The organism is Streptomyces sp. SN-593 (assembly GCF_016756395.1).
Classification (GTDB): Bacteria; Actinomycetota; Actinomycetes; order Streptomycetales; family Streptomycetaceae; genus Actinacidiphila; species Actinacidiphila reveromycinica.
The window spans coordinates 8,551,073-8,576,804 of record NZ_AP018365.1; the positions used below are offsets into that span (position 1 = coordinate 8,551,073).

Here is a 25,732-nt window from a genome sequence, read left to right on the forward strand (position 1 = left end):
CCATGGGAACCGACTACACCGCGCACCGTCTCGCCGTCATCGGCGCCGGGGTGATGGGGACGAACATCTCCACGCTCGCCCTCGGCCACGGCGTCCCGGTCACGCTCGTCGACCTCGACGACGCCGTGCTCGCCCAGGCGCGCACGACGATCAGGCAGAAGCTGCGGCACGCCGCGCTCGTCGGCGCGCTGCCCGACCGGCCGCAGGCCGAGCTGACCACCACCACGTCCCTCGCCGACATCGCCGACGCCACCAGCGTCGTCGAGGCGGTCGTGGAGATCGCCGAGACCAAGTACAAGGTGCTGGCCGAGGCGTCCTCGCTGGTCCGCCCCGGCACGACGCTGATCTCCAACACCTCCTGCATCTCGATCGACGAGATGGCCGCCCACGTGGCGCGCCCGGAGGAACTGGTCGGCACGCACTTCATGAACCCCTCGTACATGATCAAGATGGTCGAGGTGATCCGCGGCAGCGCCACCAGCGACGCCGTGCTCGCGGGCGTGGGCGACCTGCTCACGGTGCTCGGCCGCCAGTCGCTGGTCATCAACGACTCGACCGGCTTCGTGATCAACCGCCTGCTGCACCCCCTGATCAACACCGCCGCCATGCTCGTCCAGGAGGGCGTCGCCTCGGTGGAGGTCGTCGACGGCCTGCTCGAAGGCTGCCTCGGCCACGCGACCGGCCCGCTGCGCACCGGCGACCTCATCGGCCTGGACAACCTCGTCGACTCCCTCCAGGTGCTCTACGAGCGCCGCGGCGACGAGAGCTGCAAGCCCTGCGACCTCCTGCTGGAGAAGGTCCGCGAGGGCCACCACGGCCGGAAGACCGGCCGCGGCTTCTACGACTACGGAAAGGTGGCGTCGTGACCGCCGACCAGACCCTCTCCCCGCCGACCGCCGAGCAGATCCGGGAGGCCCTCGGCGGCTTCCTCCGGGAACGCGTGCAGAGCGAGGTGGCCCCCGACCAGGACCTGTTCAAGTCCGGTCTGGTCTCCTCGATGTTCGCCATGCAACTCGTGGTGCACCTGGAGGAGCAGTACGACATCGCGATCGTCGGCCCCGACCTCAAGCTCGACAGCTTCCGCACCATCGACGCGATGACCGAGCTGGTGCTGCGGCTGACCGCCGCGAAGGAGGCCGGCGGTGTCTGACCTGCTCGCCACCGAACTGGCGGAACTGCGCGCGCTCGTCGGCGACCAGCCCGAGGCGTGGGACCTGGCCGGCGAGCTGCCCGTCGCGCTGCTGCGCAAGGCCGGCGAGCGGGGCCTGCTGTGCGCCGAGGTGCCCGCCTCCTACGGCGGCCTCGGTGCCTCCAGCGCCGACAACGGCGAGTTCACCGCGTCCGTCGGTGCCCTGTGCAGCTCGCTGCGCAGCATCATGACCTCGCAGGGCATCGCCGCCTGGACCATCCAGCGGATCGGCGACCGCGAGCAGCGCCGCCGCTTCCTCGCGGAGCTGACCGGCGGCAAGCTCGCCGCCGTCGCCTTCAGCGAACCCGGCGCCGGCAGCGACCTGTCCGCCATGCGGGCCCGTATCACCCCCGAGGGCGACACGGTCGTCCTGGACGGGCAGAAGAAGTGGATCACCGGCGCGAAGTACGCCGACGTGATCCTCGTCCTCGCCCGGCAGGGCGACGACGCCGCGTTCGCCGTCGTGCCGGCCGACGCCCCCGGCGTGACCATCGAGCCGGTGCCCGCACCCATGGGCTGCCGCGCGGCCGGGCACAGCGACGTGCGCTTCGACCAGGTGCGCCTGCCCGCCTCCGCGGTCCTCGCCGGCGGCGGCCAGTCGCTGCCGCTGCTCTTCACCACCGCGCTGTCCTACGGCCGGATGTCCGTCGCGTGGGGCTGCCTCGGCATCGTCCGGGCCTGCCTGCACGCCGCCACCGCGCACGCCCGCAGCCGCGAGCAGGGCGGCAAGCGGCTCGCCGACCACCAGCTCGTCGCCCGTCACCTGGCCTCGCTCGTGGTCGCCGAGCAGATCAGCGCCCGCGCCTGCGAGCACGCCAGCCGCCGATGGGACGCCAACTCCGCGGACCTGGTGGTCTCCGCCGTCACCGCCAAGCACGTCGCCGCCGGCCAGGCCGCCCGGGCCGCCGCCACCGCGGTGCAGGTGCTCGCGTCCGCCGGCGCGACGGACGGCCACACCGTGGCCAGGGCGTACCGCGACGCCAAGCTCATGGAGATCATCGAGGGCAGCAACGAGATCTGCGAGCTGATCCTCGCCGAGCACGCCCTCACCGCAGTACCCGACACCGAGTGAACGTACGACACCCGAGTTACTGAGGAGACCCTCGTGGCCGACAAGCCGGCTCTCGTCAAGTGCCTTGTCTGGGACCTGGACAACACACTGTGGCAGGGCACCATCCTGGAGGACGGTGAGGTGGTCCTCCCCGACGGGATCAAGGACCTGATCACCACCCTGGACTCCCGCGGGGTGCTCCAGTCGATCGCCAGCAAGAACGACTTCGACCTCGCCTGGGGCCGCCTGGAGAGCCTCGGCCTGGCCGAGTACTTCGTGCACCCCGCCATCGGCTGGGGCCGCAAGTCCGACTCGGTCAGGGACATCGCGGAGAAGCTCAACTTCGCGCTGCCGACCATCGCGTTCATCGACGACCAGCCCACCGAGCGCGCCGAGGTCAGCTACACGCTGCCCGACGTCCGCTGCTACCCCGCGGAGGACGCGCTGAGCCTGGCCGACCTGCCGGAGTTCAGCCCGGAGGTCGTCACCGTCGACGCGCGCCGCCGCCGGGAGATGTACCAGGCGGGCTTCCGCCGCAACGCCGAGCAGGAGGCGTTCAACGGCCCCGACGAGGACTTCCTGCGCTCGCTCGACCTGGTGATGGACATCAAGCGCGCCGACCAGGAGGACCTGTCCCGGGTCGAGGAACTGACCCTGCGCACCAGCCAGATGAACGCCACCGGCGTGCACTACTCCGACGAGGTGCTGCGCAGCCTGCTGACCGACCAGGACAACGAGGTCATCACGGTGACCCTCACCGACCGGTTCGGTCCGCACGGAGCCGTCGGCGTCATGCTGATCGGGTACCACCCCGGGGCCTGGCACCTGAAGCTGCTCGCCACCTCCTGCCGGGTCGTCACCTTCGGTGCCGGCGCGGTCCTGCTGAACTGGCTCGTCGACCAGGCGGCGCGCGCGGGCGTGCACCTGGTGGCCGACTTCCGGCCCACCGACCGCAACCGCATGATGGACATCGCCTACCGGTTCGCCGGCTTCGCGGAGCAGCCCTGCGACTGCCTCGCCGACCTTCCGCAGCTCGCCGACGAGGACGCCGACATCCAGCGTCTGCACCTCGTCGCGGAACGCCGCGGCGAGTCGACCACGATGACGGTCACCGCACCCGCGCTGGCCGACGACCGCGCGGCGGAAGGTGTGGGGTCCGCAATATGACCGAGCAGGGCTGGGCGGAGCCGCTGGCGATCATCGGCATGAGCTGCCGGTACCCCGGGAGCATCGACTCCCCGGAGGACCTGTGGCGGGTGCTCGCCGACGGCCGGGACGTCTTCTCCGACTTCCCGACCGACCGCGGCTGGAACCCGACCGACGGGCGGTCCGCCGTCGACCGGGGCGGGTTCCTCGCCGACGCCGCCGGGTTCGACCCGGCCTTCTTCGGCATCTCCCCGCGCGAGGCACTCGCGATGGACCCGCAGCAGCGCCAACTGCTGGAGGCCACCTGGGAGCTGTTCGAACAGGCCGGCATCGACCCCGCCGCGGTCCGCGGCTCGCGCACCGGCGTGTTCGTCGGCGCCGAACCGCGCGCGTACGGCCCCCGCCTGCACCAGGCCCCCGAGGGGCTCGCCGGCCATCTGCTCACCGGAACCACCACCAGCGTGGCCTCCGGACGGATCGCCTACGCGTTCGGCCTCAACGGCCCGGTGCTCACGGTCGACACCTCGGCGTCGAGTTCGCTCGTCGCCGTGCACCTCGCCGCCCAGGCCCTGCACACCGACCAGTGCACCGTCGCCGTCGCCGGCGGCGTCAGCGTCCTGACCGGACCCGGCACCTTCACCGCCTTCAGCACGATGCGCGGCCTCGCCCCGGACGGCCGCTGCAAGCCGTTCGCCGACACCGCCGACGGCACCGCCTGGTCCGAGGGCGTCGGCCTCGTCGCGCTGGAACGGCTCTCCGACGCACGGCGCAACGGGCACCAGGTGCTCGCCGTCCTGCGGGGATCGGCCGTCAACTCCGACGGCGCCGGCGACGGCCTGACCGTCCCGAACGGCGACGCCCAGCAGGCCGTCATCCGCGCCGCCCTGGCGAACGCCGGCCTCAGCGCCGGCGACGTGGACGCCGTCGAGGCGCACGGCACCGGCACCCGGCTCGGCGACCCGATCGAGGCCGCCGCGCTGATCGCCACCTACGGCCGGGAGCACACCGAGGACCACCCCCTGTGGCTGGGCTCGGTGAAGTCGAACATCGGCCACACCCAGGCCGCGGCCGGCGTCGCCGGCCTGATCAAGATGGTGCTGGCCCTGCGCCACGCCGAGCTGCCGCGCACGCTGCACGCCGACGTCCCGTCCACCCGCGTCGACTGGTCGGCCGGCGGTGTCCGGCTGCTGGCGCGGCCCGTTGCCTGGCCCGCGGCGGCCGACCGGGTGCGGCGGGCAGGTGTGTCCTCGTTCGGGCTCAGCGGGACGAACGCCCACGTGCTCGTCGAGGAGCCGCCGGCCCCGGAGCCGTCGGAGAACCCGTCCTCGGCAGGGCCCCTGCCCGCGGTCCTCGGGGGCGTGGTGCCGTGGGTGGTGTCGGGCCGCACGGACGCGGCACTGCGCGGGCAGGCGGCGCGGTTGCGTGAACTGGTGGTGGCGCGGCCGGGGTTGGGCCCGGTGGATGTGGGGTGGTCGTTGGCGTCGTCGCGGTCGGTGTTCGAGCACCGAGCGGTGGTGGCGGGCGGCGGGTACGCGGAGGGTCTCGCTGCCGTGGTGGAGGGGCAGCCGAGGGCGGGTGTGGTGAGCGGGGCCGCGCGGGGTGGGGCGCGGGTGGGGTTCGTGTTTGCGGGTCAGGGGTCGCAGCGGGCGGGGATGGCGGCGGGGTTGTATGCGGCGTCGTCGGTGTTCGCGGTGGCGTTCGACCGGGTGTGTGAGGTGGTGGAGCGGGATCTCGGTCTGCCGGTGCGTGAGGTGGTGTTGGAGGGCGCGGAGGGTGATGCCCGGGCGGATTTGACGGTGTTCGCGCAGGCGGGGTTGTTCGCGTTGCAGGTGGGGTTGGTGGAGGTCCTCAAGGCGGCGGGGGTGCGGCCGGCTGTGGTGGCGGGGCATTCGGTGGGTGAGGTGGCGGCGGCGTATGTGGCGGGTGTGTTGTCGCTGGAGGATGCGTGTGCGCTCGTGGCGGGGCGTGGTCGGGTGATGCAGGCGCTGCCGGAGGGCGGTGCGATGGTGTCGATCGCCGTGTCGGAGGCGGAGGTTCGGGCGGAGATCGGTGAGCGTGCGGGTGTCGGGATCGCTGCGGTCAACGGTCCGGCCGCGGTGGTGGTGTCGGGTGAGCGGGACGCCGTGGACGCGGTGGCGGGGGTGTTTGCCGAGCGTGGGGTGCGGGTGCGTTCGTTGCGGGTGAGCCACGCGTTCCATTCGCACCGGATGGACCCGGCGCTGGACGAACTGGCGGAGATCGCGAATGGGTTGGCGTACGGGTCGGCCGAGGTGCCGTGGGTGAGTACGTCCACGGGTGCCGTGGTCGAGTCGTGTGACGGCTCGTACTGGGCGGGCCAGGCGCGGGGCGCCGTGCGCTATGCCGATGCCGTCACGGCCATGGCCGGCCTCGACGTGGACGTGTTCATCGAGATCGGTCCCGACGGCACCCTCTCGACTCTCGGGGCGCCCAACGCGCCCGAGGCGGCCTTCGTGTCGTTGCAGCGGCCTGGCCACGACGCCGCGGGGGCGTTCGTGGACGGGCTGGCGCAGGCGTGGGTGCGCGGCGTGTCCGTGGACTGGGCCGCGCTGATCGGCCCGGGCGAGCGGGTGGACCTGCCGACGTATGCCTTCCAGCACGAGCGGTACTGGCTCGCTCCGGACGACACGTCGGTCGAGGCCGTGTGGCTGCGGGAACCCGAGCCGTACGCGGGCGCGCCTGCGGTGGAGGACGCGCGCCCGGGCGGCGGCCTCGCGGGCGACCCGCTGGACCTGGTCCGCGGGCACGCGGCGGCCGTGCTCGGACACGCCGGCGCCGACGCGGTCGATCCCGAACGGACCTTCAAGGAGCTGGGCTTCGACTCCGTGACCGGGGTGGAGCTGCGCAACCGGCTGGCGGCCGCGACGGCGCTCCCGCTGCCGCACACCCTCGTCTTCGACCAGCCGACGCCGACCCGCGCGGCCGCGTACCTGCGCTCCCTGAGCGCCGGTACCGCCGGTACCGCCGGGCAGGAGCCGGAGCACGCGGTCAGGGCCGCGGACCACGGCGAGCCGATCGCGATCGTCTCGCTGAGCTGCCGCTACCCCGGGGGCGTCGACACGCCGGAGGAGTTCTGGCGGCTGCTCGCCGAGGGCGGCGACGCGGTGGGCGCGTTCCCCGGCGACCGCGGCTGGGAACTGCCCGAGACGCCGCACGCCCACGCCGGCGGCTTCCTGCGGAACGTGGACGAGTTCGACCCCGCGTTCTTCGACATCTCCCCGCGCGAGGCGCTGGCGATGGACCCGCAGCAGCGGCTGCTGCTGGAGACGTCGTGGGAGGCCCTGGAGCGGGCCGTCGGCGACCCGACGTCGCTGCGCGGCTCGGCGACCGGCGTGTTCGTGGGCGCGACCGTCTCCGGCTACGGCACGGACGCGGAACCGGGCGCCCACGACGGCCACCTGATCACCGGGACCGCCGCCAGCGTCATGTCCGGCCGGGTCGCCTACGCCTTCGGGCTCGAAGGGCCCGCCGTCACCGTGGACACCGCGTGCTCCTCGTCGCTGGTCGCGCTGCACCTGGCCTGCCAGGCGCTGCGGTCGGACGAGTGCACGCTCGCCCTCGTGGGCGGTGTGTCGGTGATGACCACCCCCGAGTGGTTCGTGTGGTTCTCCCGGCAGGACGGGCTCGCCGCCGACGGCCGCAGCAAGGCGTTCTCCGCCTCCGCCGACGGCATGGGCATGGCCGAGGGCGCGGGCATGATCGTCGCCGAACGGCTCTCGGACGCTCGGCGCCACGGACACCGGGTGCTCGCCGTCGTGCGCGGCAGCGCGGTCAACCAGGACGGCGCGTCGAACGGCCTCACCGCCCCGAACGGCCCCTCCCAGCAGCGCGTCATCCGCGCCGCGCTGGCCGCGGCGAGGCTCACGGCGCCCGACGTGGACGCCGTGGAGGCCCACGGCACCGGCACCGAACTCGGCGACCCCATCGAGGCGCAGGCGCTGCTGGCCACCTACGGCCAGGGGCGTCCCGAGGACCGCCCGCTCCTGCTCGGATCGGTCAAGTCGAACATCGGGCACACCCAGTGGGCCGCGGGCATCGCGGGCGTGATGAAGATGGTGCTGGCGATGCAGCACCAGGAGCTGCCGTCCACCCTCCACGCGGACCAGCCGACCGATCGCGTCGACTGGAGCACGGGCTCCGTGCGGCTGCTCCACCGGCCCGCGCCGTGGCCGGCGGGCGGGCGGCGCCGCCGCGCCGGCGTGTCCTCGTTCGGCATCAGCGGGACCAACGCGCACGTGATCCTCGAAGAGGCCCCCGACCCCGCCACTGCCTCTGCTCCCGCCCCGCTTCCTTCCCCCGTCCTCGTCCCCGTGCCGGCGCCACCGCCGAGCGGCGAGCCCCACCCCGGTGCAGCCGACCCCGGTCCGGACCCCGACGCGTCCGCCGGCCGGCCTGCCGCCCCGCTGCCGTGGACCGTCTCCGCGCGCACCCCCGAAGCCCTCGCCGCGCAGGCCGCGAAGCTGGGCGCGCACCTGGCCGCCGACCGCGCCGAGCCGCCGGCCGCGGCCGACGTCGCCTGGTCGCTGGCGGCCACCCGTACCGCGTTCGCGCACCGAGCCGTGGTGCTCGGCATCGGCCGTGGCGAACTCCTCGACGCCTTGGGCGCGTTGGCGGCCGGCGCGCAGCATCCGGACCTGGTCACGGGCGTCACCGGAACCGCGGGCCTGCTCGCGTTCGTGTTCACCGGGCAGGGTGCCCAGCGCACGGCCATGGGCCGCGGGCTGTACGCCGAACACCCCGTGTTCGCGGCCGCGTTCGACGAGGTCTGCGCCGTACTCGACCCGCTGCTGGGCGGGTCGGTCGCCGCCGTGGTCGACGACGGGCCGATCCACGACACCATGTGGACGCAAGCCGGGCTCTTCGCCCTCGAAGTCGCGCTGCACCGGCTGCTCGCCTCGTGGGGGCTGCGGCCCGACCTGGTGGCGGGCCACTCCATCGGCGAGATCGCCGCGGCCCACGTCGCGGGCCTGTGGTCGTTGCCCGACGCGTGCGCGGTGGTCGCCGCCCGCGGCCGGCTGATGCAGGAGCTGCCACCCGGCGGTGCCATGGTCGCGGTCGCCGCCGCCGAGACGCGGGTGCGCGAGGTCCTGGAGCGCCATCCCGGCGCCGCGGTCGCCGCGGTCAACGGGCCGCGCGCCGTCGTGGTGTCGGGCACCGAGGACGCGGTGCTCGCCGCCGCCGGGGAACTCGCCGAGGACGGTGCCCGCACCCGGCGCCTGACGGTCTCGCACGCCTTCCACTCGCCGCTCATGGAGCCCATGCTCGACGCGTTCGCCGAGGTGCTCGGCGCCGTCACGTACCGGCGCCCGCGGCTGCGGCTGGTCTCCGCGCTGACCGGCGCCGAGGTCACCGACGAGGTGACCGACCCCGCGTACTGGGTGCGGCACGTCCGCGACACGGTCCGCTTCGGCGACGCCGTCGCCACCCTGCGTGCCGCCGGCGCCCGGACGTTCGTGGAGATCGGCCCGGACGGGGCGCTGACCGCGATGGGCGCGCAGAGCGGGGCGGAGGGCTCCGGAGAGGCATGGCTCGCCGCGCTGCGCCGGGACCGCGACGAGGCGCGCACGCTGCTCGGCACCGTCGCGGCGGCGTACACCCGCGGTGCCGCCGTGGACTGGACCGCGGTGCTCGCCCGGACCGGCGGCACGCCGGTGGAGCTGCCGACGTACGCCTTCCAGCGGCAGAAGTACTGGCTCACCCTGCGCACCGCCGCCACCGACGCGGCGGGCCTGGGCCAGACCACGTCCGGGCACCCGCTGGTCGGCGCGGCCATCGACCTGCCGGCCACCGGGGGACTGGTGCTGACCGGGCGGCTGTCGACGCGCACCCAGCCGTGGCTGGCGGACCACACCGTCGCCGGGCGCGTGGTCGTGCCCGGGACGGCCTTCGTGGACATGGCGGTGCGCGCGGGCGACGAGGCGGGCTGCGGCCTGGTCGAGGAACTGCTCGTGGAGGCGCCGCTGGCGCTGCCCGCGCGCGGAGGCGTCCAGGTCCGGGTGACCGTGGCGGAGCCCGACGCGACGGGACGGCGGGACCTGGCCGTCCACGCCCGCGCCGAGGACACCGGCCCGGACGGGGCATGGACCCGGCACGCCACCGGTGTGCTCGCCGCGGACCCGACCGACACCGGCACGGAGCCGCCGGCGCCCGCGCCATGGCCGCCGGCCGGCGCGGAACCGGCCGGACTCGACGACCTCTACCCCGCGTTGGCGCGCGGCGGCCTCGGCTACGGCCCGGCCTTCCGCGGCGTGAGCGCCATGTGGCGCAAGGGCGTGGAGACCTTCGCCGAGGTCGAGCTGCCCGAGGGCCTGGCCACCACCGGCTTCGGCGTGCACCCCGCGCTTCTCGACGCCGCCCTGCACGCCATCGACCTGGACGGCGGCCTCACCGGCGGCCCTACCGGGGGCCTCACCGGCGGCGGCCAGGGCACGGACGGCCCCCGTCTGCCCTTCGCCTGGACCGGGGTCCGGCTGCGCGCGACGGACGCCACCGCGCTGCGGGTCACGATCACCCCGGCCCGCGAGACGGGCACCTACGCGCTGGCCCTCGCCGACCGGACCGGCGCGCCCGTCGCCGACATCGACGCGCTCACCCTGCGCGCGCTGCCGGCCGAGGGGACCCGCGCCGACGGCCTGTTCCGGACGGACTGGGTGCCGGCCGACACCTCCTCCGCCGAGGAGCGGCCGCCGCGCGTGGCCCTGCTCGCCCCGGACGCGGTCGGGCCCGACGGTTCCGACTGCTCCGACGGCAGGCGTCCCGACGGCCCCGACCCGCTGTCCGGTCCCTCGGGCCCGCCCGCGCTGTCCGGCGCCGTCCGCCACGCGGCCCTCACCGACCTGACCGCGGCGGCCGCCGCCGGGGACCTGCCCGACGCCGTGATCGCCCGGTGCGCCTCGCCCGAGCCCGACCCGGTGCGGGCCGCGCACGACGTCGCGCACCGCGCCCTCGACCTGGTCCGGCGCTGGCTGGACACGGACCTCCCGCAGAGCACCCGGCTGGTGCTGGTGACCCGCGGCGCGGTCGCGCCCGGCACCGCGGGCCCCGACCCCGCGGCCGCGGCCGCCTGGGGACTGGTGCGGGTGGCCCAGACCGAGAACCCGGGCCGGCTGGTCCTCGCGGACCTCGACGGCGAACCGGCTCCCGCCGACGACGCCGAAGGCCGCGCGCTGCTCGCCGGCATCGCCCTCGGTGCGCCGGAGTTCGCCGTCCGCGCCGGCCACGTCCTCCTGCCGCGGCTGGTCCGTGCCACCGACGCCCTCGCGGCCCCCGCCGGTGCGAACTGGCGGCTCGCCGTCCAGGAACGCGGCACCCTCGATCAACTGCGCCTGGTCCCCGACCCGGATCTGGTCCGCCCCCTCGCCCCCGGCGAGGTGCGCGTCGGCCTGCGCGCGTCCGGCGTCAACTTCCGGGACGTGCTCAACACCCTCGGCATGTACCCCGGTGAGGCCGGGCCGCTCGGCATCGAGGGCGCCGGCGTCGTCCTGGATACCGGTCCCGACACGGCGGGCGGGCTCGCCGTCGGCGACCGCGTCATGGGCCTGTTCCCCGGCTCGTTCGCGCCGACCTCGGTGACCGACGCCCGGCTGCTGGCCCCGATCCCGGTCGGCTGGTCCTTCGCCGAGGCCGCCGGCGCGCCCGTGGTGTACCTGACGGCGTACCACGCCCTGGTGGAGCTGGCCGGCCTGCACGCCGGCGAGTCCGTCCTCGTGCACGCCGCGGCCGGCGGCGTCGGCATGGCCGCCGTCCAGCTCGCCCGGCACCTCGGCGCCGAGGTGTACGGCACGGCCGGCCCCGGCAAGTGGCCGGCCCTGCGCCCGCTCGGCCTCGACGACGCCCACCTCGCCTCCTCGCGCACCCTCGCCTTCGAGGACGCCTTCCGCGCCGCCACCGGCGGCCGCGGTGTCGACGTCGTCCTCGACTCCCTGGCCGGCGAGTTCGTCGACGCGTCCCTGCGGCTGACCGCCCCCGGCGGGCGGTTCGTCGAGATGGGCAAGACCGACGTCCGCGACGCGGACGAGGTGCGCGACACCCACGGGGTGGCCTACCAGGCGTTCGACCTGCTCCAGTTGCCGCCTGACCACGTGGCCGCCATGCTCGGCGCCCTCGCGGGCCTCTTCGCCGACGGCACCCTCGCCCCGCTGCCCCTGACCTGCTGGGACATCCGCCGGGCCCCCGACGCCTTCCGCCACCTGAGCCAGGCCCGGCACACCGGCAAGGTCGTCCTCACCACGGGCGCGTCCACGCTGCCCGCACCCCGCGGAGCCGGCGACGGGACCGCAGCGCCCGGCGAACCCGCCCCGCCCTCGGACCCGTGGACGTCCGGCTCCCACCCGGCGCGCACGGACACTTCGGCGACGGCGGCCCGAACGGCGTACGCCCCGCCGTACACCCCCACGCCGAACATCCCGCCGGCCGCCGCACTCGCCGGGACCACCCTGGTGACCGGCGCCTCCGGCGGGCTCGGAGCGCTCGTCGCGCGGCACCTGGCGGACCAGGGCAGGGCCGCCCGCCTGCTGCTCACCTCCCGTCGCGGCCCCGGCGCGCCCGGTGCCGCCGCGCTCGCCGCGGACATCGCCGGGGCCGGGGTGGACGCCTCGCTCGCGGCCTGCGACGCCGCCGACCGGGACGCCCTCGCCGCACTGCTCGACCGCGTCCCCGCCGACTTCCCGCTGCGCGACGTCGTGCACGCCGCCGGCGTCCTGGACGACGGCGTCATCGGCGCGCTCACCCCGGAGCGGCTGGACCGGGCGATGCGGCCGAAGGCCGACGCCGCCTGGCACCTGCACGAACTGACCGCCGGCCTCGACCTGCGCAGCTTCGTGCTGTTCTCGTCCGTCGCCGGGACCTGGGGATTCGCCGGGCAGGGCAACTACGCCGCCGCCAACGCGTTCCTCGACGCCCTCGCGGCCCACCGCCGCACCGCGCTCGGCCTGCCCGCCACCGCTCTGGCCTGGGGGCCGTGGGCGCAGGCCGGCGGCATGGCCGGGCGGCTCGCCGAGGCCGACCTCAAGCGGATGGCCCGCGACGGCTTCCGGCCGCTCACCGACGCCGACGGCCTGGCTCTGCTCGACGCCGCACCCGGCACCGGCCAGGCGGCGGTGATCGCCGCCGACCTCGACACCGCCGCCCTGCGCGCGCGGGACGAGGAGGAACTGCGCCCGTTCGTGCGCGGGCTGGTCCACGGCACGGGACGCGAAGGCGCCCCCCACGGCCGCGCCGCCCGCATCCGCCGCGCCTCCGCCTCCGGCCCCGGCGCCGCCGCGAGCGGCGCCCTCGCCGCCCGGATCGCCGCGCTCCCGCCGGCCGAGCGCGCCCCCGAACTGCTTCGCACGGTGCTCGCCCAGGCGGCGTTCGTCCTCGGCATGCCCGGACTCGAACCCGCCGCCGCGGCGCGGTCGTTCCGTGAACTCGGCCTGGACTCCCTGACCTCCGTCGAACTGCGCAACCGCCTGACCGCCGCCACCGACACCCGGCTGAACGCGACCGTCGTCTTCGACTACCCGACCCCGAACGCGCTCACCGACCACCTGCTCGGCCGCCTGCTCGGCGACGCCGCCGGCGCGGACACCGCCGGAAGCCCGGCCCCGGCCGCGCCCGCCCCCGCCCACGGCGACGACCCCCTCGTCATCGTCGGGCTGGGCTGCCGCTTCCCGGGCGGCGCCGACTCGCCGGAGAAGCTCTGGGACCTCGTCGCCCGCGGCGCCGACGCCATCGGCCCCTTCCCCGACGACCGGTCCTGGGACCCGGACGTCTACGACCCGGACCCCGCCGCCGTCGGCAAGAGCTACTCCCGCACCGGCGGGTTCCTCTACGACGCGGGCGGCTTCGACGCCGAGTTCTTCGGCATCCACGCCCGCGAGGCGCTGGCGATGGACCCGCAGCAGCGGCTGCTGCTGGAGGTCTCCTGGGAGGCCCTGGAGCGGGCCGGCATCGACCCGGCCGCCCTGCACGGCACCGCGACCGGCGTGTTCACCGGGCTCATCTACCACGACTACGGCCAGGGCACCATGATCGTCCAGGACGCCGACGGCTACCTCGCCACCGGCGGCTCCGGCGGCGTCGCCTCCGGCCGGCTGTCGTACGTCCTCGGCCTCGAAGGGCCCGCGGTCACCATCGACACCGCCTGCTCCTCGTCGCTCGTCGCGCTCCACCTCGCCGCGCAGGCGCTGCGCTCCGGCGAGTGCGACCTCGCCCTCGTCGGCGGCGTGACGGTCATGGCGACCCCCGGCACCTTCGTGGACTTCTCCCGCCAGCAGGGCCTGGCCGCCGACGGCCGCTGCAAGGCGTACGCGGGCGGGGCCGACGGCACGAGCTGGGGAGAGGGCGTCGGCGTCGCCGTCGTCGAACGGCTCTCCGACGCGCGGCGCAACGGCCACCAGGTGCTGGCCGTGGTGCGCGGCAGCGCGATCAACCAGGACGGCGCGTCCAACGGCCTGACCGCGCCCAACGGCCCCTCCCAGCAGCGCGTCATCCGCGCCGCCCTGGCCAACGCCGGACTGACCACCGCCGACGTGGACGCCGTCGAGGGCCACGGCACCGGCACCACCCTCGGCGACCCCATCGAGGCCCAGGCCCTGCTGGCCACCTACGGCCAGGACCGCCCCGAGGACCGCCCGCTGTGGCTCGGCTCGGTCAAGTCCAACATCGGGCACAGCCAGGCCGCCGCCGGCATGGCCGGCATCATCAAGATGGTCGCCGCCATGCACCACGGCACCCTGCCGCGCACGCTCCACGTGGACGCGCCCTCCCACCACATCGACTGGACCGCCGGGAACGTGCGGCTGCTCACCGAGCCGGTGCCCTGGCCGGCCCGCGACGAGCGGGCGCGGCGGGCGGGCGTCTCCTCGTTCGGCTTCAGCGGCACCAACGCCCACGTGATCCTGGAGGAGCCGCCGGCCCAGGACGGCCCCGCGGCGCCCGCCCCCACGCCCGGAGTGCTCACGGGCGCCACCCCCTGGGCGCTGTCCGGGCGCACGGACGCCGCGCTGCGCGGCCAGGCGGAGCGGCTGCGCGCGTTCGCCTCGGCGCGCCCCGACCTGCCCGCCGCCGACGTGGCGTGGTCGCTGGCCACCTCGCGCACCGCCTTCGAGCACCGCGCGGTCGCGATCGACGGCGCCCCGGCCGCCCTCGGCGCCCTCGCGGCGGGCCGGCCCGAGGCCGGCGTGGCCACCGGTACGGCCTCCGCGTCGGGCACCGGGCGGACGGTCTTCGTCTTCCCCGGCCAGGGCGCGCAGTGGGTCGGCATGGGGCGGGAACTGCTCGCCTGCTCGCCGGTGTTCGCCGAGCGGATGGCGCAGTGCGCGGCCGCCCTGGAACCGTTCGTGGACTGGTCGCTGCATGAGGTGCTGGACGACGCCGGCGCGCTGGAGTCGGTGGACGTCGTCCAGCCCGTGCTGTGGGCGGTGATGGTCTCGCTGGCCGCCGTCTGGCAGGCCGCGGGCGTGGCGCCGGACACGGTCCTGGGCCACTCGCAGGGAGAGATCGCGGCCGCGACGGTGGCGGGCCTGCTGCCGCTCGCCGACGGCGCGCGGGTCGTGGCCCTGCGCTCCCGCGTCCTGCGCGCCCTGTCCGGCGCGGGCGGGATGGTGTCCGTGGCCCAGTCCGCCGACGCCGTGCGCGAGCGGATCGCCGGCTTCGGCGAGCGCCTGTCGGTCGCGGTCGTCAACAGCGCGGAGGCGACCGTGGTCAGCGGCACGCCCGACGCGCTCGACGAGCTCGTCGCCGGATGCGAGGCCGACGGGGTGCGGGTGCGGCGGCTGCCGATGGACTACGCCTCGCACAGCGCGCAGATGGAGCAGCTCCGCGACGAGTTGCTCGACCTCCTGCCGGCCACCCACTCCATGGACGACGGGGTCACGGCGGTGCCGATGATGTCGGCCATGTCCGTCGCGTTCCTCGACAGCTCGGACCTCGGCGCCCGGCACTGGTACGAGAGCCTGCGCGCACCCGTCGAGTTCGAACGGTCGGTGCGATCCCTGGCCGGCTCCGGCCACGGGGTGTTCGTGGAGATGTCCCCGCACCCGGTGCTGACCGCGCACGCCGCGGCGACGTTGGAGGACGCCGGTGTGGCCGCGCCTGTCGTGGTGGGGTCGTTGCGGCGGGACGAGGGCGGGCCGGAGCGCCTGTTGACGTCCATGGCCGAGGCGTGGGTGCGGGGTGTCGCGGTGGACTGGGCGGCGGTGGTCGGTTCGGGCGAGCGGGTGGAATTGCCGACGTACGCCTTCCAGCACGAGCGGTACTGGCCGCGCCCGCTGACGGCGCGCCCGGACGGCGGGTTGGGGCATCCGCTGCTGTCGGCGTCGGTGGAGTTGGCGTCGGGTGCGGGGCTGGTGGTGGCGGGTGCGGTGTCGTTGCGTGCGCAGCCGTGGCTGGGTGATCACGCGGTGGGCGGCGCGGTGTTGTTGCCGGGGACGGCCTTCGTGGAGATGGCGGTCCGGGCCGGTGACGTGGTGGGGTGCGGCCGGCTGGAGGAGCTGATGCTGGAGGCGCCTCTGCTGCTGGGGGACGCGGCGGTCGAGGTGCAGGTGGTGGTCGGCGCGGAGGAGGCCGGCGTGCGCGGGGTGGAGGTGCACAGTCGTCCGTCGGGTGAGCAGGGCGACGCGCCGTGGACCCGGCACGCCGGCGGAAGCCTGTCCGCCACCGCGTCCGCCCCGGCCTCCGGCGATCTGGTAGTGTGGCCGCCGCGTGACGCGACGCCGCTCGCCGTGGACGACTGGTACGCCCACATGGCGACCCAGGGCTACGCGTACGGGCCGGTGTTCCAGGGCCTGCGGGCGGCCTGGAGGCGTGGTGACGAGGTGTTCGCCGAGGTCGCGCTGCCGGAGGCGGCGGCCGCGGACGCGGGCGGGTTCGGGGTGCATCCGGCGCTGCTGGACGCGGCGCTGCACCTGTCCGAGCTGGTGCTGCCGGAGGGCCGGGCGGGAGAGGTGCGGTTGCCGTTCGCCTGGACGGGCGTGGACCTGCACGCGTCCGGCGCGAGCGTGCTGCGGGTGAAGCTGTCCTCCGACGGCGCCGGGGGTCTGGCGCTGGTGGCGGTCGACGGTGCCGGCTCGCCGGTGGTCTCGGTGGATTCCCTGGTGCTACGGCCGGTCGCCGCCGGCGCGTTGGGCGGAGCCGCCCCCGTGGTGCGGGACGGGCTCTACGGGGTCGAGTGGGTGCGGACGTCCGCCGCCACGGAGCCGGTCCCGTCCTCGGTCGCCGTCGTCGGCACCGGTCTGGACGAGGTGGACGGTGCGGCGTGGTACGCCGATCTCGGGGCGTTGGTGGCTGCGGTGGGGTCGGGTGCGGGGGTGCCGGACGTGGTGGTGGTCGCCGCGGGGGTCGGTTCGGCTCGTGGGGTGACGGCGGGTGTGCTGGGTGTGGTGCAGGGGTGGTTGGGTGCGGTGGGGTTGTCGTCGTCGCGGTTGGTGGTGGTGACGCGGGGTGCGGTGTCGACGGGTCCGGGTGAGGGTGTGGTGGATCTGGCGGGTGCCGCGGTGTGGGGGTTGGTGCGTTCCGCGCAGTCGGAGGAGCCGGGGCGTTTCGTGCTGGTCGATGCGCCTGGTCTCGGGGCGGGGGCTCTCGGGGTGCTGGTGGATGCGGTGGCCTCGGGTGAGCCGGAGGTGGCGGTCCGGGGTGACGCGGTGCTCGCGCGGCGCCTGGTGCGCCCGGCGGGCGGCCTGGTGCTGCCCGCGCGGGACGGTGCGACGGGCTGGCGGCTGGACGCGGAGCGGCCCGGCACCCTGGAGGGGCTGGCGATCGTGGAGCGCCCGGACGGCGGACACACCGTGGAGCCCGGTGAGGTGCGGATCGCGGTGCGTGCCGCCGGGGTCAACTTCCGCGACGTCGCGGTCGCGTTGGACCTGGCGCGGGTGCCCGGTGCCGGCATCGGCAGCGAGGTCGCCGGTGTGGTCGCCGAAGTCGGCGCGGATGTGACCGGGTGGGCGGTCGGGGACCGGGTGATGGGCATCGTGGAAGGCGGGTTCGCCGACCACGTCGCGGTGGACGCGCGGGCGTTGGCGGTGGTTCCGGCGGGGTGGTCGTTCGCGCGGGCGGCGGGTGTGCCGGTGGGGTTCTCGACGGCGTGGTACGGGTTGGTGGATCTGGCGGGGGCGCGGTCGGGGCAGCGGGTGCTGATTCATGCGGCGACGGGTGGGGTGGGGATGGCGGCGGTGCAGATCGCGCGTCATCTGGGGTTGGAGGTGTTCGCGACGGCGAGTCCGGGGAAGTGGGGCGTGCTGGCGTCGATGGGTATCGACGAGGCGCACATCGCGTCGTCGCGGGACGCGGGGTTCGAGGAGAAGTTCTCCGGTGGCGTGGACATCGTGTTGAACGCGCTGGCGGGGGAGTTGACGGACGCGTCGCTGCGGTTGCTGCGTGGTGGCGGGGTGTTCCTGGAGATGGGCAAGACCGATCTACGGGACGCCGAGGACATCGCCACGCGGTACGAAGGAGTCCGCTACCGTGCGTTCTCCACGGGTGAGGCGGGCGCGGAACGCCTCGGGGAGATCCTGGCCGAGGTCAACGGCCTCCTGGTGGACGGCGTGTTGGCGGGGGTCCCGGTGCGGTGTTGGGATGTGCGGCGGGCGGTGGACGCGTTGCGGTTCATGAGCCAGGCGCGGCATGTCGGGAAGATCGTGTTGACGGTTCCGGCGCCGGTCCGCGCTTCCGGGACGGTGCTGGTGACCGGTGGGACGGGGATGATCGGTGGCCGGGTGGCGCGTCATCTGGTCGAGACCGGTCGTGCCGGTCAGGCGGTGCTGGTGAGTCGTTCGGGTCCGTCGGCTTCCGGGGTGGCGGAGTTGGTGGCGGGGTTGGCGTCGGCGGGTGCGGACAGTCGGGTCGTCGCGTGTGACGCGGCGGACCGTACGGCGTTGGCGGGTCTGCTCGGGGGGCTGTCCGGGGATCGTCCGGTGACGTCGGTGTTCCATTCGGTGGGGGTGTTGGACGACGGGGTGATCACGTCGCTCGACGCGGGTCGGGTGGACGCGGTGATGCGTCCGAAGACGGACGCGGCGTGGAACCTGCACGAGCTGACGGCCGAACTCGACCTCGATCTGGACGCGTTCGTGCTGTTCTCGTCCGCCGCCGCCACCTTCGGCACCGGCGGTCAGGCCAACTACGCCGCCGCCAACGCCTACCTGGACGGCCTCGCCGCCCGGCGCCGCGCCGACGGCCTGCCCGCCGTCTCGCTGGCGTGGGGCTTCTGGGCCGAGGCGAGCGGCATGACCGGTCACCTCGACACCGGCGACAAGGACCGGCTGGGCCGCGACGGCATCGGCGCGATGAGCAACGGCGACGGGCTGGCCCTGCTGGACGCCGCGCTCGAACGGGACGAGGCCCTCTTCGTCCCGGCCGTGCTGGACCTCGCGGGCGTGCGCGCCGCGGCGGCGCGCGGCGAGCAGGTCCCGGCGCTCTGGCGCGCCCTCACCGGCGCGACCGGACCGGCCCGTCCGACCGCCGGTGGTGCGGGCGGAGGCACCGCAGCAGCGGCCGGCGGGACCCTCGCGGACCAACTCGCCCGGCTGACCGTCGCCGAGCAGGAGCGGGCCCTGCTGGACCTCGTCATGGCGCACGCCGCCGCCGTCCTCAACCTCGGCACGGCGAGCACCGCCCTCGGCCCCGACCGCGCCTTCCGCGACGTCGGCTTCGACTCGTTGACCGCGGTCGAGTTGCGCAACCGGTTGAACGCGGCCGCGGGTCTGCGGTTGCCGTCCACGTTGGTCTTCGACTATCCGACGCCGGTGCTGCTCGCGGGGTTCCTGCGGGTGTCGCTGGTCGGTGACACGGTCGACACGGCCACTGCGGCTGCGGAGCCGGCGGTTCCGGGCGGCGCGCCGGCGGCGGGTGCCGACGGAACCCCCGAACCGGTGGCGATCGTGGGCCTGGGCTGTCGCCTGCCGGGCGGTGTGGACAGTCCGGAGGACTTCTGGGCGGTGCTCTCCGAGGGCCGGGACGTGATCGGCGCGTTCCCCGACGACCGGGGCTGGGACCTGGAGGCGCTGTACGACGAGGATCCGGATCGGGTGGGTCGGTCGTATGTGCGGGAGGGTGGGTTCGTCGAGGACGCGGGGGGTTTTGACGCGGGGTTCTTCGGGATCGCTCCGCGTGAGGCGTTGGCGATGGATCCGCAGCAGCGGGTGTTGTTGGAGGTGGCGTGGGAGGCGTTGGAGCGGTCGGGTATTGATCCGGGCGGTCTGCGGGGTTCGCAGACGGGTGTGTTCGTGGGCGGGGCGGCGTCGGGCTACGGTGCGGATCTGCCGGAGGACGCGGCCGCCGAGGGATACCTGATGACGGGCACCGCGGCCAGCGTGCTGTCCGGCCGGCTCTCCTACACCCTGGGGCTGGAGGGCCCCGCGAGCACCGTCGACACGGCGTGCTCCTCCTCGCTGGTCGCCCTGCACATGGCCACCCAGGCGCTGCGCAACGGCGAGTGCTCGCTCGCCCTCGCCGGCGGCGTCACGGTCCTCGCGGTGCCCGACACCGTGGTCGACTTCTCCCGGCAGCGCGGGCTGGCGCCCGACGGCCGCAGCAAGGCGTTCGCCGAGGCGGCCGACGGCATGGGTATCGCGGAGGGCGCGGGCATGCTCGTCGTCGAGCGGCTGTCGGACGCCCGGCGCAACGGCCACCCGGTGCTGGCGGTGGTGCGCGGCAGCGCGGTGAACCAGGACGGCGCGTCGAACGGCCTGACGGCCCCGAACGGTCCGTCCCAACAGCGGGTCATCCGTTCCGCGTTGGCGAACGCGCGGCTGACCGCCGACCAGGTGGACGTGGTGGAGGCCCACGGCACCGGCACGAAGCTCGGTGACCCGATCGAGGCGCAGGCGCTCATGGCGGCCTACGGCCAGGGGCGTCCCGAGGACCGTCCGTTGCTGCTGGGTTCGGTGAAGTCGAACATCGGGCACACCCAGTGGGCCGCGGGCGTGGCCGGCGTGATGAAGATGGTGCTGGCGCTGCGGCACGGCGAGTTGCCGCGGTCGCTGTACGCGGAGGAGCCGTCGTCGCGGATCGACTGGTCGGCGGGGGACGTGCGGCTGCTGGACGAGGCGGTGGAGTGGCCCGCGAACGGTGAGCGGGTGCGGCGGGCGGGTGTGTCGTCGTTCGGGATCAGTGGCACGAACGCACACGTGATCATCGAGGAGGCGCCGTCGGAGGCCGGGGCAGAGGTGGCCGAAACCGCTCCCGGGGTGGTGTCGGGTGTGGTGCCGTGGGTGGTGTCGGGGCGTTCCGAGGGGGCGTTGCGCGCGCAGGCGGGGCGGTTGCGTGAACTGATGGTGGCGAAGGCGGAGTTGGCGGCGCGGGATGTGGCGTGGTCGTTGGCGGTGTCGCGGTCGGTGTTCGCGCATCGTGCGGTGGTGGTGGGAGACGGTGGTCTGGCCGGGTTGGGTGCTGTGGTGGCGGGACAGCCGGCGGCGGGAACCGCTGTGGGTGTGGTGCCGGCGGTGGGTGTGGGTCGTTCGGTGTTCGTGTTTCCGGGTCAGGGTGCGCAGTGGGTGGGGATGGGGCGTGAACTGCTCATGTCCTCAGCGGTGTTCGCGGCGCGGTTCGCGGAGTGTGGTGGGGCGTTGGCGCCTTATGTGGAGTGGTCGTTGGAGGAGGTGCTGGGTGATGCGGTGGCGTTGGAGCGGGTGGATGTGGTGCAGCCGGTGTTGTGGGCGGTGATGGTGTCGTTGGCTGCGGTGTGGGAGGCGGCCGGAGTACGGCCGGATGCGGTGGTGGGGCATTCGCAGGGGGAGATTGCTGCGGCGGTGGTGGCGGGGTTGTTGTCGGTGGAGGACGGTGCGCGGGTGGTGGCGTTGCGTTCGTTGGCGTTGCGGGCGCTGGCGGGCAAGGGCGGCATGGTGTCCGTCGCCCGGTCCGCAGGGGAGGTGAAGGAGCGGATCGCGGAGTTCGGAGATCGGTTGTCGGTGGCGGTGGTGAACAGTGCCGAGGCGACCGTGGTGAGTGGTGATCCCGAGGCGCTGGGGGAGTTGGTCGCCGGGTGTGAGGGCGAGGGGGTGCGGGTGCGGCGGCTTCCGGTGGACTACGCCTCGCACAGTGCTCAGGTGGACGGCCTGCGGGAGGAGATCGTCCGGGCACTCGATGAGGTGGCGCCTTTGGTCGACGGGTCGGGGGTGCCGATGTTGTCGGCGATGTCGGGGGAGTGGCTGGGTGCCGCGGATCTGGGTGCCGGGTACTGGTTCGACAGTCTGCGGGCGCCGGTGGAGTTCGACCGGGCGGTGCGCACGTTGGCGGAGGCGGGCCACGGGGTGTTCGTGGAGATGTCGGCTCACCCGGTGTTGACCGGTGCGGTGACGGCGACGTTGGAGGACGCCGGTGTGGCCGCTCCGGTCGTGGTGGGGTCGTTGCGGCGTGACGAGGGCGGACCGGAGCGCCTGTTGACGTCCATGGCCGAAGCCTGGGTGCAGGGCGTCGAAGTGGACTGGGCGGCGGTGATCGGTTCGGGCGAGCGGGTGGACCTGCCGACGTACGCCTTCCAGCACCAGCGCTACTGGCCGAAGGCGGGCGTGGGCGCGGGCGACATGGCGTCCGCCGGGCTGAGCAGCCTCGGCCACCCTTTCCTGCTGGCTTCGGTCGAGCTGGTGGGGGACGGCGGCCTGGTGACGACGGGCCGGCTGTCGTTGCGCGGCCAGTCGTGGCTGGCCGACCACGCGGTCGGCGACACGGCGCTGCTGCCGGGCACCGCGTTCGTGGAGATGGCCGTGTCCGCCGGCGAGGCCGTCGGGTGCGGCCGGCTGGACGAACTGACGCTGGAGGCACCGCTCGTGCTGCCGGACGGCCCGGTCCAGGTGCAGGTGGTGGTGGGGGCGGACGAGGGCGGCGTGCGCAGTGTCGAGGTGCACAGCCGACCGTCCGGCGCGGACACCGGTGCGCCGTGGACCCGGCACGCGAGCGGCATCCTGTCGGCCGCCGCCGCGACCGCCCCGGGCTTCGGCGATCTGGTGGTGTGGCCGCCGCGTGACGCGACGCCGCTCGCGGTGGACGGCTGGTACGCGCGTCTGGCAGCCGAGGGATACGTGTACGGGCCGGTGTTCCAGGGCATGCGGGCGGCCTGGCGGCGTGGTGACGAGGTGTTCGCCGAGGTCGCGCTGCCGGAGGCGGCCGTCTCGGACGCGGGCGGGTTCGGGGTGCATCCGGCGCTGCTGGACGCGGCGCTGCACCTGTCGGGCCTGGTGCTGCCGGAGGGCCGGGCGGGCGAGGTGCGGTTGCCGTTCGCGTGGACGGGGGTCGATCTGCACGCGTCGGGCGCGAGCGTGCTGCGGGTGAGGCTGTCCCCGGACGGTGCGGGCGGGCTGGCACTGCTCGGAGCGGACCCGACCGGTGCGCCGGTGGTGTCGGTGGAGTCCCTGGTGCTGCGGCCGGTCGCCGCCGGCGCGTTGGGCGCAGCCGCCCCCGTGGTGCGGGACGGGCTGTTCGGCGTCGAGTGGACGCCGGTCACCCCGCCCGCGGCCGCGGAGGAGCATGCCGCGACGGTGGCCGTGATCGGACCGGACGTGCTCCGGATCGCGGACGCGGAGGTGGCCGCGGACGTTGCCGTGTACGAGGACCTTGGCGGGTTGGTGGCTGCGGTGGGGTCGGGTGCGGGGGTGCCGGATGTGGTGGTGGTGGCCGCGGGGCCGGGTTCGGCTCGTGGCGTGACGGCGGGTGTACTGGGCTTGATGCAGGGGTGGTTGGGTGCGGTGGGGTTGTCGTCGTCGCGGTTGGTGGTGGTGACGCGGGGTGCGGTGTCGACGGGTCCGGGTGAGGGTGTGGTGGATCTGGCGGGTGCCGCGGTGTGGGGGTTGGTGCGTTCCGCGCAGTCGGAGGAGCCGGATCGTTTCGTGCTGGTGGACCTGCCGGACGGGGACGCGCTCGGCGTGGGACCGCTGGTGGCCGCCGTGGCGTCGGGTGAGCCGGAGGTGGCGGTCCGGGGTGACGCGGTGCTGGCGCGGCGCCTGGTACGTCCTGACGCGGGGTTGCGGCTGCCGGAGGGTGGTGGTGCGTGGCGGGTGGAGGTGGAGCGTCCGGGGACGCTGGAGGGTCTGGGTGTGGCCGGGTACCCGGAGGCCGGGGCGGCACTCGCGCCGGGGGAGGTGCGGGTGGCGGTGCGTGCCGCGGGGGTCAACTTCCGCGACGTGCTCATCACGCTGGGCATGTATCCGGGCGCGGCGTTGCTGGGCAGTGAGGTCGCAGGTGTGGTGACCGAAGCAGCGCCGGACGTCGACGGGTTGGCGGTCGGGGACCGGGTGATGGGCATCGCCGCGGGCGGCTTCGCCGACCGGGTCGTGGTCGACGCGAGGACGCTGGTCGCGATGCCGGACGGCTGGTCGTACGCCCGGGCCGCCGCCGTGCCGGTGGGGTTCTCGACGGCGTGGTACGGGTTGGTGGATCTGGCGGGGGCGCGGTCGGGGCAGCGGGTGTTGATCCATGCGGCGACGGGTGGGGTGGGGATGGCGGCGGTGCAGATCGCGCGTCATCTGGGGTTGGAGGTGTTCGCGACGGCGAGTCCGGGGAAGTGGGGCGTGCTGGCGTCGATGGGCATCGGCGACGACCACATCGCCTCCTCGCGGGACGCGGGGTTCGAGGAGAAGTTCTGCGGTGGCGTGGACATCGTGTTGAACGCGTTGGCGGGGGAGTTGACGGACGCCTCTTTGCGGTTGCTGCGTGGTGGCGGGGTGTTCCTGGAGATGGGCAAGACCGACCGCCGCGAGCCCGAGCAGGTCGCGGCCGCCCACCCCGGCGTCACCTACGTGCCGTTCGAGACCGGCGAGGCGGGCCCCGACCGGATCGGCGACATCCTCGGCGAGGTGGGTGCCCTGCTGGCGGAGGGTGCCATGAGCCCTGCTCCGGTGCGGTGTTGGGATGTGCGGCGGGCGGTGGACGCGTTGCGGTTCATGAGCCAGGCGCGGCATGTCGGGAAGATCGTGTTGACGGTTCCGGTGGCTCCCCGGGCGTCGGGGACGGTGCTGGTGACCGGTGGGACGGGGATGATCGGTGGCCGGGTGGCGCGTCATCTGGTCGAGTCGGGGCGTGCCGGTCGGGCGGTGTTGGTGAGTCGTTCGGGTCCGTCGGCTTCCGGGGTGGCGGAGTTGGTGGCGGGGTTGGCGTCGGCGGGTGCGGACAGTCGGGTCGTCGCCTGTGACGCGGCGGACCGCAACGCGTTGGCGGGTCTGCTCGAAGCGACGCGGGTGACGTCGGTGTTCCACTCGGTCGGTGTGTTGGACGACGGGGTGATCACGTCGTTGGACGCGGGTCGGGTGGACGCGGTGATGCGTCCGAAGGCGGACGCGGCGTGGAACCTGCACGAGCTCACGGCTGAACTCGACCTGGACCTGGACGCGTTCGTGCTGTTCTCGTCGGCCGCCGCCACCTTCGGCGGTCCCGGTCAGGGCAACTACGCCGCCGCCAACGCCTACCTGGACGGCCTCGCCGCCCGGCGCCGCGCGGACGGCCTGCCCGGGGCGTCCCTGGCCTGGGGCTTCTGGGCCGAGGCGAGCGGCATGACCGGGCACCTGGACGCCGGTGACAAGGGCCGGATCGGCCGCGACGGCATCAAGGCGATGAGCACCGACGACGGCCTCGCGCTCCTGGACGCCGCCCTCGGCCGCGACGAACCCCTGCTCGTCCCGGCCGTGTTGGATGTCGCGGGTGTGCGTGCCGCGGCGGCGCGCGGCGAGCAGGTCCCGGCGGTCTGGCGCGGCCTCGCGGGCGGCGCGGTGCGGCCCTCCGCCGGCGGCGCGCACCGGGCGGGCGCCGCGGCCGGCACCGGAGGCGGCCCCGGAGGCGAGGACGGCGCGGCCCTGACGCTGGCGCAGCGGATCGCGCCGCTGTCCCCGGCCGAACAGGACAAGCTCCTGCTCGACCTGGTCCTGGCACACGCGGCGCCCGTGCTCGGCCACGGTTCACCGGACGCCGTACGGCCGGACCTGACGTTCCGCGAGGCCGGCTTCGACTCGCTGGCCGCCGTCGAGCTGCGGAACCGGCTCAACGCCGCCGCGGGTCTGCGGCTGCCCTCCACGCTGGTCTTCGACTTCCCCACCCCGGTCGCGCTGGCCGCACACCTGCGGGGCAAGCTGGTACGGCAGGAGACCGCCGCGGGCTACACCTCCGCGCTCCGGGAACTCGACCGGTTGGAGGCGGTGCTCGCGGCGACCGGCGGGGCCGACGGGCTCGGCGGGCTCGACGCGGACGGAGACGACGGGGAGGGCAGGTCCGCACTGGTGACACGTCTGGAGGCGATCGTCCAGAGCCTGCGGGGCGGGAGCGCCGAGGCGGGAGGCGGGCCGGCGAACGGGTCCGCGGCCGCCGACGCCGCTCGGGCGAGGAAGCTCGCCGAGGCCACCGACGAGGAGATATTCGACCTCATCGAC

Annotated in this window: 4 protein-coding genes and 1 pseudogene; all 5 read left to right on the forward strand. The window is 74.9% G+C overall.

What is annotated here, in order from left to right; genetic code table 11:
- Nucleotides 1-2 precede the first annotated feature (2 nt).
- On the forward strand, nucleotides 3-866 hold the full coding sequence (locus RVR_RS35845; protein WP_202238183.1) for a 3-hydroxyacyl-CoA dehydrogenase family protein: 864 nt from the start codon (nucleotides 3-5) through the stop codon (nucleotides 864-866).
- Nucleotides 863-1,150 carry an acyl carrier protein gene (locus RVR_RS35850; protein WP_202238184.1) on the forward strand — a complete coding sequence of 96 codons (288 nt, stop codon included), beginning with the start codon at nucleotides 863-865 and terminating at the stop codon, nucleotides 1,148-1,150. The genes RVR_RS35845 and RVR_RS35850 overlap by 4 nt, the downstream gene beginning before the upstream one ends.
- Nucleotides 1,143-2,261: an acyl-CoA dehydrogenase family protein gene (locus RVR_RS35855; protein WP_202238185.1), complete on the forward strand. Its 1,119-nt coding sequence runs from the start codon at nucleotides 1,143-1,145 to the stop codon at nucleotides 2,259-2,261. The genes RVR_RS35850 and RVR_RS35855 overlap by 8 nt, the downstream gene beginning before the upstream one ends.
- A 33-nt stretch (nucleotides 2,262-2,294) precedes the next feature.
- Nucleotides 2,295-3,407 (forward strand): HAD-IIIC family phosphatase, encoded by a 1,113-nt coding sequence (locus RVR_RS35860; RefSeq protein WP_202238186.1) that lies wholly within the window; start codon nucleotides 2,295-2,297, stop codon nucleotides 3,405-3,407.
- Nucleotides 3,408-3,421: 14 nt separating this feature from the next.
- Nucleotides 3,422-25,414: pseudogene (locus RVR_RS38800) on the forward strand (SDR family NAD(P)-dependent oxidoreductase); the annotation flags it as partial.
- Between the last annotated feature and the right edge of the window lie 318 nt (nucleotides 25,415-25,732).

Coding starts and splice junctions, on each gene's coding strand:
- RVR_RS35845 (WP_202238183.1), top strand. CDS start 3: ATGGGAACCGACTACACCGCGCACCGTCTCGCCGTCATCGGCGCCGGG.